This is a genomic window from Symbiopectobacterium sp., from assembly GCF_051710365.1.
Lineage (GTDB): Bacteria > Pseudomonadota > Gammaproteobacteria > Enterobacterales > Enterobacteriaceae > Symbiopectobacterium.
This window is the reverse complement of the sequence record NZ_JBPETA010000086.1, coordinates 1-13,017: the sequence shown is the minus strand read 5'-3', so window position 1 is coordinate 13,017 and position 13,017 is coordinate 1. Positions and strand designations below refer to the sequence as shown.

The following is a 13,017-nucleotide window of genomic DNA, read 5'->3' as shown; positions in this document are numbered from 1 at the left end:
TGAGTGATGATTCCTGTTTCACTATGTGTAACTTAATGACCCTGACTTGTCCCAGATAGATCCAGTTTGTCCCAAGTAGATCCACATTTATCGCACGTTTCCCGTTTAAATATCTCACGTCCTATCAGGATTATCCGGCCCGCACCGGCTTGCCACCTACGCTTCACATCTGCCAGCCGTCCGCTGGAGCAGGAGTGTTGTCTGCATCAGGGCAGTAAAAACAGGGTCGCCAGCCCGAGGAAGATAAAGAAGCCGCCGGTATCGGTGATCGCGGTGATCATCACGCTGGAGCCGACGGCGGGATCGCGGCCCAGTTTTACCATTGCCAGCGGGATCGTCACTCCCATGGTGGCGGCCAACAGCAAGTTGAGCAGGATAGCCAGCATCATGACGCCGCCCATGGCGATGTTGCCGTACAGCAGCACGGTGATGACGGCGAGCACGGCACCCCATACCAGGCCATTGACGACGGCAACGCCCAACTCTTTAAACAGCAAGGTCGATTTTTTGCCGTGATCCAACTGGTGCAACGCCAGCGCGCGCACGATCATGGTGATGGTTTGATTGCCAGTATTGCCGCCGATGCCAGCGACAATCGGCATCAACGTTGCCAGCGCCACCAGATGTGCCAGCGTGTCTTCGAACAAGCCAATAACCCGGGACGCGATCAAGGCGGTGCAGAGGTTGATGGCCAGCCAGCCTGAACGGTTTTTTACCGCCGTGGCCACTGGGCATAGACATCTTCTGACGCCGTCAACCCGCCGGAGCGGCGCAGATGGTGATCGCTGGTGCGGTTAACCCGGTCCAGAATATCTTCCACGGTGACGCGTCCCAACAGCTTGCCTTTGCTGTCGACAACGGCGGCGGAAATCAGATCGTAGCGTTCGCGCTGGCGACATCATCAGTTTCCGTTTCCGGTTCGAACAGGATCGGCTCCGGATCCATTGCCTGCTCAACCCGTGTGTTTGGCTTGTGCAGCAGAATATTGGTCAGCGTGAGCTCACCCAGCAGGCGGTTTTTACGATCGGTGACAAACAGTTTGTCGGTAGCGTCAGGGATCACCTTATGCCAACGCAGAAAACGTTGTACTACTGCCAGCGTAACGTCCGGTCGTACCGTCAGCAGATTGAAATCAACCAGATAACCGACAGAATCTTCGTCGTACTGGATGGTTTCTCGCAGTTGCGCCCGCTGGCGGGGTTCCAGCGCGGTGAGAATACGGCCCAGCAGGTGGCGCGGCAGGCGACGTGCTAACTGCGCCTGTTCATCGATATCCAGCGGACGAATGGCGCGCAGGATATCTTTGTCACTCATCTGGGCGATAAGGCCATCAGAAATGGTGTCCGAGGCCTCATACAACACAAAACCACGTTTATCGAGCGGTGTCAGGCACCATAGCGCCTGTCGCGCTTCGGGCGGCAGCGATTCCAGCAGGTCTGCAAGGTCAGCAGCATGTAATTCGGTAAGCAGCGTACAGATCTCGGCGGTGTGGTCGAGAAGCCGCTTTTTTTCATCTTCAGCAACCGGGGGTTGTTGAGTGATGATGCTTTCCACCAGCGCAGGATCGTCCAGCAACAACAATGAAATGCGACGGCGAATGGCCGAGAGTTTTTTGACGCTTGGCATGATTATTTTTCTCAGTCGGTATCTCGTGACACGCACACGGCACCCATTATCTCCGTGGGGCGCGTAATGCTGCAATAGTGTAATCCTAGCGCAGAGTGGCCGCTAAGGCAGAGCAACCTGATGAAAAAAATCTTAGGGAAGAAAAGGATAATAGTAAGGCTTCCCGCAATGCAGGATAACGAAGATGATCGGAAATGTGGCGCTCAGAGGAGCAAAACAGCGCGTGCGCTACTCTTTTTTAACGAAGGGAAGCGTCGGGTTGACCGGCGATGATTTCAGCGTTTGTTCGATACGTTGCTGTTTATCTTGATGATGGAAAAAGGCACTAACGGAGGAGTAAGCGAAACGGCCTACGAGGATAAAGAAACTGATCAGGAGAATCGCTTGCGCAATTCGCGAACCGCTTCGTCTCTCGCGGGACGATCGTCGCTTGTGGGATAAGGTTGCCAGGGTGGTTCGTCGCTTGTGTATCAGGGTAGCCATTATTATCACTCTCGTATCCGCGCTTATGCGCTATTTCTATTTATTCACAATTGATGAAGTTGGTCAATCCTTCGACGTACTTTTGTGATCATGACGGATTTCGCCATCGCGGCGGGCGAGTAATCGCAGGGGAGCGCAGAGTAGTATTGCATTGAGCCAGTTGCTGACAAACAGCCTACTCCCACCGTCATTCCCGCGAAAGCAGGAATCCCTTGCAGAGAGACGCGTTTATTCTCGCAGAGATCCCCGGCTTTCGCCGAGGATGACAAGAGGGAAGCCGAGGATGACGAGGGAGGAAGTGACTTGGTCATCAGTCTGATGCCCTCCTTGAAGGGAGCGCAGGACGTTAGTTGGCTTCTTCTATCAGCAATTTCCAGCCAGTCACGTCCTACCAGTACACCTGTTCTGCTTCCAGATCGAGCTGTACCAAGGCATTTTGGGCGAAATAGCCTTGCGGAAAGGTGAGTATCCAGTGGTTGTCATCGGTGCCAAGGCGCAGCGAATCTAGCGGCGTGGTCGCCTGACGCTGGTTATTGAGCAAACTTGCCAGCCTCAGAATCTGCACCATTGGCAAATACTGCTTTTTCTTGAACAGGTTGAAACGCGGCAGTTCTTCCAGCTTGATGGCTTTGCGCTGCAAGCGCACCATCAATGACAGCATCAACTGCTGCTCCTGATTGAAGCCTGGCAGGTTGGTATTTTGCAGAATATAGGCGGAATGGCGCTGCATGCCCGCGTGGTTGATACTCAGGCCCACTTCGTGCAGCATGGCCGCCCATTTCAGGATCGCTTCTAACTGCGGATGCACCAGCGACGGGTTTTGCGCTGCCCACTGGGTAAACAGCAACTCGGTGGTTTCCCGTACCCGACGCGCTTGTTCCCTGTCGATATTGTAGTGGCTGGCCAGACTCAGTGCTGTGCGGATACGAATATCCTGATGGCGGAAACGGCCTTCCATTTCATACAGCACTCCTTCACGCAGCGCGCCGTCCGACAGGCGCAGCGATTTGATCGCCAGCGCATCGAAAATTCCGCACAGAATTGCCAGCCCGGGCACCAACACCGATTGCCGGTCTTCCGACATGCCCGGCAAACTCAGAGATTTGAAGGTTTTAAACTGCAAAATCTGATCGCGCAGCATGTTAAGCCGGTCCAGCGTGATCAGACCGTCTTTCTCACCCATTTCCACCAGAATTTCATGGGCGGATTTAATGGTGCCGGATGCGCCCAGCGCATAGTCCCAGCCATAAATGCGGTATTCCCAGGAGAGGGTTTCCAGCTTCTGTACCGCCGCCAGACGCGCACGCCGGAAATTCTGCTCGCTTATTTCACCGTTCGGGAAAAATTGCTGTGCGAAGCTGACACAGCCCATACGACGGCTTTCGACCAGTATCGGCTCAAAATTCTCCCCGATAACCAACTCGGTGGAACCGCCGCCGATGTCGATCACCAGCTTGCGGCCCTTTTCTGGTTGAGTGTGCTCCACGCCCATAAAAATCAGGCGCGCTTCTTCATGGCCAGAAATGATCTCGATGGGATAAGGAATAATGTCGGCCGCGCGGCGCAAGAAGGTCTGGGTGTTGGCGGCTTCACGCAGGGCATGGGTGCCCACGATGGAAACGTTGTCAGGCGAAAAGCCTTGCAGTCGCTCAGCAAACAGCGCCAGGCAGCTTAAGCCGCGCTCCATCGCCTCTTCGCTCAGCATGTTGTTGCTGTCAAGGCCATCTGCCAGGTGCACCCGCTGTTTCAGGCGGCTTAACACTTGCAATGCACCGTTGACCACACGGGCCACCACCATATGAAAACTGTTGGAGCCAAGGTCAACCGCGGCGAATTCCTGCGGTGCTTCTTTATCGGTATCGGTTTGTATCAGTGGCATTTTTCTTGCCTATTCGTCGGGTTGCTCAAGGGCCTTGAGGTACTCGTAAATGGCCGTCTGCGCGCGGACCTTACGCCGGTTGCCGCGTGCAACATAGCGATTACTCAGCTCTTTATCAACAATACGTGCTTTAACCGTATCGCTGAACAGCAGATCCAGCGTGTCCAATATCTGCTTTTTCAGCGCCGGGTCGAGGATTTCAGCTGCCACCTCGATACGATAATCGATATTACGTGTCATCCAGTCTGCTGAAGAGATATACACCTTGCTGTCTCCTCCATTATGGAACACATACACCCGATCGTGCTCAAGATAGCGATCTAAAATGCTAATGACCTGAATATTTTCGCTGATGCCGGGCAGCGAAGGGATCAGCGAACACATACCGCGCACCAGCAGGTTGATCTTCACCCCTGCGGCGGAGGCTTCATACAGCTTTTCGGCCAGATCTTTATCGACCAGATTGTTAACCTTAAGGGTGATCGCCGCAGGAAGGTTGTTCTGTGCGTTGGCGATCTCACCATCGATCAGTTTGTGCAACCGGGCGCGCGAGTTCTGCGGTGACACCAGTAAATACTCGAAGCTGACCGTGCGGTAAGGGTTCTCGATAAAGTTGAACACGCTGCGCACTTCATTGGTGATACGTTCATCGGCGGTCAGCAGTGAATAATCGGTATAAAGCCGGGCGGTTTTTTCGTTAAAGTTGCCGGTGCCGATGTGGGCGTAACGCACGATGTTTTCCCCTTCACGGCGGGAAATCAGGAACAGCTTGGCGTGAATTTTCAGCCCTGGCACCGAGAAAATCACGTGCACACCGGCTTCCGTCAGGCGCTTGGCCCACTGGATATTCTCTTCTTCATCAAAGCGCGCCTGCAATTCCACCACCACGGTCACTTTTTTACCGTTGTGCGCCGCGTGGATCATCGCATTAATGATGCGCGAATCTTTTGCCACGCGGTAAATATTGATTTTGATCGACAGCACGCTGGGGTCGAACGAGGCCTGACGCAGCAGTTCCAGCACGTGCTCGAAGGTGTGATAGGGGTAGTAGAGCAGCACATCACGCTCACGAATGGCATCGAACCCGTTGCGGAAATGGCTGAAACGGGTATGGCGCAATCGTGGCAGCGCTTTGTTTTCCAGATTCGGACGGCCCACATTGGAGAAGCTGATAAAGTCTTTAAAGTTGTGGTAACGCCCGCCGGGGATGATGGAGTCATAAGACGAAATGCCCAATTTCTCCATCAGCATGTCCACCATCGCATCCGGCATGTCGCGCTGATAGACAAAGCGCACCGGTTCGGCGGTCAGGCGCTGTTTCAGGCTGGAGGACATCAATTCCAGCAGACTGGACTCCATTTCCGTGACCAGATCGTACTCTGCATCGCGCGTCATTTTCATGGAATAGGCGTTGAGCGCATCGTAGTCAAAGAAGCCTCTGAAGATATCATCCAGGCAGTAGCGCAGAATGTTATCCAGCAAAATCATGGTTCTTTTTCTGCGCGATGATTCTGAGGGCAGGTTAATGAAACGCGGCACCTTGTCCGACGGGATTTCCAGCAGCGCATAGCGAATCTCGTTGCCGCGAATAATCTCTACCGCCAGATAGGTGTAGTCATCTTTCAAAAACTCCACCAGATCGGTTTCTGGCAGGATCAGGATCGGTGTGATGTGTTGACGCAGGTTCTGACGGAAATAGTCGCGCAGCCACTCCTGCTGAAGCGGAGAGACCTGACGCTCATTCACCAAAAAAATGTGGTTGCGCGCCATCTCCAACAGCAGTTCGTTATACAGGTTATCGAACACCTGATCGGTTTTCAGTACGCGTGCCTGAATTTTACTCAGTAAATGGCGTAAACCACCGGCGGAGCCTTGTCCTCGTTGATCAGAATCCGTCTTTTAAGATCGGCGAAGCGCACTTTGTAAAATTCATCGAGGTTGTTGGAGTAAATGCCCAAAAAGCGCATGCGCTCAATCAACGGATTACTCTGATCCGCTGCCTCTTGCAACACGCGTTCGTTGAAGGATAACCAACTTAGTTCTTTCTCGATGAAGAGCTTGTCCTGACTCATTGTCACTCCGTTAAATCGTTTACTGACGGTGCACCCACTCTCTACACGCCAATGATGGCGGAGTTATGACGACGTGGCGCTATCTTGTTCTTTGAAAACCATTTTTTATGCGACGCCGTCTCATTGCTGAAGAATTACGATCGTTTTGTTCACAAAACAACCTGAATGCCGCGCCCGGTGGGGACGTGCGTTAAAATCGTTCTTACAGAACGTCTTACCATTGTCATATTATGAGTGTAAAGGCAACATATGCTACCCCGATTTCATCGTTGGGGTAAGAAAAGCAATCCGCCACGGTGTTTGAGGTAATCTCCATCGTGCGGGATGGGCGACGCAGGGCTTTTTGTTCGCCATTCACTAACAGAACCTGACGGGTGGTGTAGGGATAATGGCAGAAACAGACAGCAGATTTGCCTATCAGGATGCCCGACGGCGGCGTCTGGATCGCATAACGCAGCACATTGTGGTAGGCAGTGGCCTGCTGGTGATGATGGCGTTGGTGCTGATTTTTTTCTATCTGCTGTACGTGGTTGCACCGCTGTTTGTTTCTCCCTCGGTGACACAGTACGCCGCGTCGCCGCAAGTGGCATCGGTGCCGTCTGCCGCCGTCGGGATCAGCGATGACGGTTCTTTAGGGTATCGCATTGATCAACAGGGCTTTGGCGAGTTTATGGTGTTTGCTGGCGGGCAATCTCTGCCGCGCACCGCACTGAGCGTCACGCCCATTACGCGTGCAGTCGCCTTCGGTGAGGGGCGGCCGCATTACGCGCTGCTTTCTGCCACTGGGCACATCACGATCGTCGCCCCCTTTATTCCGCTCGCGGGCAATGCACAGCCAGCTTGGCGTTATCCGTTTGGCAAGATGCCCCTGGCGTTGACGGCGGATGGCACACCGCTACGCCATCTGGCGCTGGCACTGCGCGAAACCACACCGCCGATGGCCGATAACGCCGCCGCCACGATGGTGGATGCGGTCGCCATTTGGGTGACGCAGGATAACCGTTTGACCATGGGCCGCATTTCCGCTGACGGCGTGCAACTTGTCGCCAGTGTGGCACTCAGCGATACGCCGGTTGACTACCTGGTGTTGACGCCCCGTGGCGATGTTATCTACAGCTTAAACAGCAACCAACTGACCTCGTGGCGCGTCAGTGGTGAGACGCTAACGCTTTCTGGTACGGCGACGTTGCCCACTGCCGGACCGTGGCGGCTGGCGCTGCTGTCCGGCGGTTATTCGCTGCTGGTATATACCGAGGGTGGCAAAATATTTCAGTGGTTTGATGTGCCTGGCACGGATGGCCTGCGCCTGACGGAGATTCGAGATTTCCCGCAGCGCGAAACGCAAGGCATTCAGCTGGTGCCGGAAGCCTCGCGTCGGGTATTTGCCACCCTGACGCCGCAGGGTGAGCTTTCATTGTTTGCCAGCAAGCAGTCTGCCGCGGTGTTAACGCAGCAGGTTGCTGCACAGGCACAGCGCATGGTGTTTTCGGCGCACGGCAAAGCGCTGCTGCTTGAGACGCCAACGCAATGGTATGCCTATCGTGTCGATAATCCTTACCCCGATATCGGCTGGCGTGGGCTGTGGCAGCGCGTTTGGTATGAGAACTACCCGCAACCTGATTTTATCTGGCAGTCAACGGCGGCGGACGACAGCTATCAGGCCAAGTTCAGTCTGGTGCCGCTGTTGGCCGGATCGCTGAAGGCGACGCTGTACGACATGCTGTTTGCCACGCCGCTGGCGCTGGCTGCGGCAGTGTACACCGCCTGTTTTATGACGCCGGGGTTACGCCGTTGGGTGAAGCCAACGCTTGAGGTCATGGGCGCGCTCCCGACCGTGGTGGTGGGGTTGATTGCCGCACTCTGGCTTGCGCCGCACGTTGAAACCTATCTTTCTGCCATTCTGGCGCTGCCGCTGCTCTGTACCCTGGGCGTACTGGGGGTGGGTGCTCTGACGGCGCGCTGGCCGCGCGTTGCTCGCTGGATGCAGGGTCGCGAGGTGCTGCTGTTGATGCCAGTACTGTTGCTGATCGTGCTCGGGGTTTGCTGGTTTGCCACGGCGCTGGAAGTGAGTCTGTTCAGACAGCCGCTGTTCCAGTGGATGGACGGCAATTTCGTGCAGCGCAATGCGCTGGTGGCGGGGATTGCGCTGGGTTTTGCGCTGATCCCGCTGATTTTCTCATTGGCGGAAGATGCCTTGTTCAATGTGCCCATGCGACTGAGTCAAGGCTCTTTGGCGCTGGGGGCTACCCCATGGCAAACCTTGTGGCACGTGGTGTTGCCTTCTGCCAGTGCCGGTATTTTTGCCGCACTAATGCTGAGCTTTGGCCGCGCCGTTGGCGAAACCATGATTGTGTTGATGGCAACGGGCAATACGCCCATTGTCGATGCGGGGCTGCTGCAAGGGTTGCGCTCGCTGGCGGCCAATATCGCCATCGAAATGCCCGAGGCTGTAATGGGCAGCGGGCATTATCGCGTGCTGTTCCTCACGGCGCTGGTGTTGTTTATCTTTACCTTTGTGGTCAACACGTTGGCCGAAACCCTGCGTCAGCGATTACGCCGACGTTACCGGGATGAGGGGGATCACTCATGACGTCTCAATCGACCGTCCCTGAAGGGCAGACGCGCAGATGGTTTCGCAGTGGCACGCCCTGGGTATGGTTAACCGGTGCGGCCATTGGCGTCAGCCTGTTGGCGATGCTGGCTGTGGTGGTGATGCTGGCCTGGCAGGGGGGGCGCTATTTGTGGCCGCAACCCGTGTGGCAGTTCACGCTAACCGAGCAGGTGGCGGGAATGCCGCGCGCGCTGCTGGACGAACTGTATGCCCGCCAAACGCTGACCGCGCCTTCCGCGTCAGCCGCCGCTGGTGATGAAGTAGCGTCACGCTATCTGGTTAAAGTCGGAATGCGTGAGCGCTACGGGCAAAGTTTCCAGACGTTGCTTTCCTCAGAGATCACCGCGCGATCGCTGCCCACCGATGTGATTGTGCTCAAGCGCGCACACAACGGCGTTGCCTACGGTTTTCTGGCGGGGATGCTGGAGGATGGGCAACCGCTGCTGGCAGAAGATCTGCCTGCGACCTTGCAGCGCCGTATTCAACTGGTACAGGGTTTTGTGAACAAAACGCAGCGCATCCGGCTGGTCGACATGCGTAAAATCAACCAGCGGGTTGAAGCGCTGCGGCTGGAGGAGAAACAAAAGCAGCGCACCGATGCGTTGGATACCCAAACGCTGGCGCGCTTTCAGGCTGAACGCGGTGAGTTGCAGCGTCGGTTTGATACGCTATCCGGGCAACTGGTGACGCTCAATCAGGAAATCGACCGCAATCAGGTCCTGTTGCGCGACGCTGAAGGCACGCTGTATCGCATTCCTCTTAAGGAGATTGAAGGCGCCTGGTTTCCCAATAGCATGAGTCGGTGGGATAAAGTGCGGCACTGGGGGCATGAAATGGCATACCTGCTTACCCATGATGCGCCGGACAATGCCAACGGCCATCTGTTCCCGGCCATTTTTGGTACCGTGCTGATGGTTATCCTGATGTCGATTGTTGTGATGCCGTTAGGGGTGATCGCCGCCATCTATCTCAATGAGTATGCCGGGAAAAATCATTTCACACGCTGGGTGCGTATCGCCGTTGCCAATCTGGCGGGCGTGCCATCGATTGTGTATGGCGTGTTCGGGTTGGGCTTTTTTGTCTACCTGATGGGCGGTACGCTCGATAAGCTGTTTTATGCCGATGCGTTGCCAAATCCGACGTTTGGTACACCGGGGCTGCTGTGGGCATCGCTGACGCTGGCACTGCTGACGTTGCCGGTGATGATCGTGGCGACGGAAGAAGGGTTGGCGCGTATCCCCGTGTCGCTGCGCCACGGTTCATTAGCGTTAGGGGCGAAGCGGGCGGAAACCTTGTGGCACGTGGTGTTGCCGATGGCGGTTCCCGCCATGCTGACCGGCCTGATCCTTGCAGTGGCGCGAGCCGCCGGTGAAACCGCGCCGCTGATGCTGGTGGGGGTGGTGAAGCCTGTGCCGGTGCTCCCGGTGGATGATATTTTCCCCTATCTGCATCTGGAACGGAAATTCATGCATCTTGGCTTTCAGATTTACGATTTGGCGTTTCAAAGTGCGGATGTGGAAGCGGCGCGTCCGCTGGTGTATCTCACAGCGCTGTTGCTGGTGGTGATTGTGGTCGGGTTGAACGTGGCTGCTATGGGCTTGCGCCACGTGTTGCGCGAAAAATACCGCGCGCTGACGTTGTGACGGGGTTTCTCGTCTTGAAGCGATATTTCATTAGGAAAAGGCTATGCGAGTAACGAATCCCCTGCATTCATCACCGCTGCTGGATATCAGCCAACTGACCGAGGAGCAGACGGCGCTGGAGGTGGATCATCTCAGCCTCTATATTACGGCGAAAAACAGGCGCTGAACGATATCTCGTTGCGCATTCCGCAGCATCAGGTGACCGCGCTGATTGGCCCGTCTGGTTGCGGTAAATCGACTCTGCTGCGCTGTTTTAATCGCATGAACGATCTGGTGGAAAATTGCCGTATTGAAGGTGACATCCGGCTGTGCGGCGTTTCCGTCAGGGATGCCCAGTGGGATGTCTCGGCGCTGCGGCGGCGGGTGGGCATGGTATTCCAGCGCCCCAATCCGTTTCCTAAATCCATCTATGACAACGTGGCGTATGGCTTGCGCCTGCAAGGTATCCGAGATCGGCGCTTGTTGGATGAAACCGTGGAGAACGCGCTGCGTGCAGCAGCGCTGTGGCATGAAGTGAAAGACCGGCTGGGCGATAACGCCCTGACGCTCTCCAGCGGTCAGCAGCAACGCCTGGTGATTGCCCGTGCCATCGCGATTGAACCCGAAGTGTTATTGCTTGATGAGCCGACATCCGCGCTCGATCCTATCTCTACGCTGGTGATTGAAGAGTTGATGGGAGCATTAAAACAGCGCTTCACGCTGGTGTTGGTGACGCACAATATGCAGCAAGCGGCGCAGGTATCGGATTACACTGCCTTTATTCATCAGTGCAAACTGATTGAATACGATCTCACCGATACGCTGTTTACCTCTCCTGTTCAGCGCAAAACGGAAGATTATATTACCGGGCGCTTTGGTTGATGGTGCAGCAGAAAAAATCGTAAAAAAACCTGTCTTTTGTACGATTCTCCGTGCCATATGAAAAAGTGATGATAAAATGTGCGGAATTTAATCGGGCGCAGGTAAAGCCGTAACATGAAATTCAGCAGTATGAGTGAAGGCGACATTGTTGTTGAACTGTGCCGGAGAATCAAAGAAGCTCGCATTCAGCAGCGGCTGTCGCAGGTTGATTTGGCCGAACGCGCCGGGTTGGGTATTGCCACCATCAAACGCGCGGAGTTGGGGGGATCGATAACCCTAAGCAGCTTGTTGTGCATTCTGCGCGGTTTGAACCGCCTGCATCAGCTGGAAGGCGTATTGTTTGATGCGGATGTCTCCGCCTTCCATGCACAAATCAGCGGAGAAAAACAGCGCACGCCGATGCGCATTCGCAAGAAAGCTTCGGCATTCCCGCCGCAAACCCACAGCGCACCCGCCGCGGTGAAACCGGTCGCGAACAGCACGGTGGACTGGTACATCTCGGCGGCGGAGAACAACATTATCTGGTCGCGCCCGGAAAATGAAAAAAAATCGTAAGGCGGTGGCCTGTCACTCTGGCATCCATCTGGCCGCTCCCGCTTTTTCTTTGTCATTCCCGCGAAAAGCCAGGGGCCACGGGGCGAGGGCGATTGAGCACCCCGTGTCGGGCGCTTGCGAAGTACGGTGCAAATAACTGCGTGGGTTAACGCGCACGAAACATTCACTGCAACAACAAAAAGACTTGGCCTAGATTTGTGGGGATGCCTCAGCGCGAAAGCAGGAATTCCTTGCAGGTGGAACGCGTTTCGTCTCACAGAGATCCCCGGCTTTCGCCGAGGATGACATGAGTGTGTGAGTCGAGGACGATGAGAAGATACCGCGTTATTCGCACAGCACCACTTTGATTGCCAGCCCGCCGCGTGAGGTTTCGCGGTATTTGGCGTTCATGTCGTTTCCGGTTTCGTACATATGGTTTCGATCACCTTATCCAGCGAGACGCGCGGTTCACTGGTGCGGCGCATCGCCATGCGCGCCGCATTGATGGCTTTGACCGAAGCGATGGCATTACGCTCGATACAGGGCACCTGTACCTGACCGGCCACCGGATCGCAGGTTAACCCCAGATTGTGTTCCATGCCGATTTCAGCCGCGATGCACACCTGCTCAGGGTTAGCACCCAGCAGTTCCGCCAGCCCGGCTGCTGCCATGGAGCAGGCAACCCCGACTTCGCCCTGACAGCCGACTTCCGCTCCAGAGATGGAGGCGTTCATTTTATACAGTATGCCAATGGCACCGGCTGCCAGAAAATAGCGCAGATAGGATTCCTGCGTCACCGGTTGGACAAACTGGTTGTAGTAGGCCAGCACCGCAGGAATGATGCCGCACGCACCGTTGGTCGGCGCTGTTACCACGCGTCCGCCGGCGGCGTTCTCTTCCGAAACCGCCATGGCAAACATGTTTACCCAGTCCATGGCATCCATCGGATCTTTAGAGAAGCGATCGTTGATAAACAGCAAACGGTGCAACGCCGAGGCACTGCGAGAAACGCGCAGCGGACCGGGCAGAATACCTTCGGTGTTCATGCCGCGATGGATGGCGTTTTGCATGGTTTGCTACACCTCGGCAAAATAGTGCTCGATAGCCTCACGTCCGTGCAGGGCAATCTCATTCTTCATCACAATTGCCGACAGAGACAGGCAGTGATCGTGGCAATGTTGCAGCCGTCATTCCGCACCTGATTTTTCTTTTTTCGGGACTTGACGGTATTCTGAAGTTCTGAATTTATTACTGCTTTTTGCAGACCAATCAGCATGAGTACTCCCCACGTTACCATCCGTAACCTTG

At 55.4% G+C, this 13,017-nt stretch carries 4 protein-coding genes and 4 pseudogenes; 4 read left to right on the top strand and 4 right to left on the bottom strand.

All coding sequences use genetic code 11. The annotated features are described in order from the left end of the window. Window positions 1-206: 206 nt before the first annotated feature. From ACTBDZ_RS09670 to ppk1, 3 genes and pseudogenes are all read right to left on the bottom strand, one after another. Window positions 207-1,626 (bottom strand): annotated as a pseudogene (locus tag ACTBDZ_RS09670) (magnesium transporter). A gap of 871 nt (window positions 1,627-2,497) precedes the next feature. Then, entirely contained in the window at window positions 2,498-3,988 is a 1,491-nt protein-coding gene (gene ppx, locus ACTBDZ_RS09665; RefSeq protein ID WP_438815154.1) for an exopolyphosphatase, read from the bottom strand. Between the two features lie 9 nt (window positions 3,989-3,997). Continuing rightward, window positions 3,998-6,060 (bottom strand): annotated as a pseudogene (gene ppk1, locus ACTBDZ_RS09660) (polyphosphate kinase 1). 388 nt (window positions 6,061-6,448) lie between these two features. Here ppk1 and ACTBDZ_RS09655 point away from each other — a divergent pair. From ACTBDZ_RS09655 to ACTBDZ_RS09640, 4 genes and pseudogenes are all read left to right on the top strand, one after another. Beyond that, a complete protein-coding gene (locus tag ACTBDZ_RS09655) occupies window positions 6,449-8,650 on the top strand; it encodes an ABC transporter permease subunit (RefSeq protein WP_438815153.1) in 2,202 nt (733 codons plus the stop codon). Further along, the gene (gene pstA, locus ACTBDZ_RS09650) at window positions 8,647-10,314 is read left to right on the top strand and encodes a phosphate ABC transporter permease PstA (protein WP_438815152.1); all 1,668 of its coding nucleotides are present in this window, start codon (window positions 8,647-8,649) and stop codon (window positions 10,312-10,314) included. The genes ACTBDZ_RS09655 and pstA overlap by 4 nt, the downstream gene beginning before the upstream one ends. A gap of 43 nt (window positions 10,315-10,357) precedes the next feature. Next, window positions 10,358-11,175 (top strand): annotated as a pseudogene (gene pstB / locus ACTBDZ_RS09645) (phosphate ABC transporter ATP-binding protein PstB). 114 nt (window positions 11,176-11,289) lie between these two features. After that, on the top strand, window positions 11,290-11,730 hold the full coding sequence (locus ACTBDZ_RS09640; protein WP_438815151.1) for a helix-turn-helix domain-containing protein: 441 nt from the start codon (window positions 11,290-11,292) through the stop codon (window positions 11,728-11,730). 324 nt (window positions 11,731-12,054) lie between these two features. On the opposite strand, the pseudogene ACTBDZ_RS09635 reads toward ACTBDZ_RS09640, so the two are convergent. Then, window positions 12,055-12,875: pseudogene (locus ACTBDZ_RS09635) on the bottom strand (L-serine ammonia-lyase); the annotation flags it as partial. Window positions 12,876-13,017: the final 142 nt, after the last annotated feature.

Coding starts and splice junctions, on each gene's coding strand:
- ppx (WP_438815154.1), bottom strand. CDS start 3,988: ATGCCACTGATACAAACCGATACCGATAAAGAAGCACCGCAGGAATTC.
- ACTBDZ_RS09655 (WP_438815153.1), top strand. CDS start 6,449: ATGGCAGAAACAGACAGCAGATTTGCCTATCAGGATGCCCGACGGCGG.
- pstA (WP_438815152.1), top strand. CDS start 8,647: ATGACGTCTCAATCGACCGTCCCTGAAGGGCAGACGCGCAGATGGTTT.
- ACTBDZ_RS09640 (WP_438815151.1), top strand. CDS start 11,290: ATGAAATTCAGCAGTATGAGTGAAGGCGACATTGTTGTTGAACTGTGC.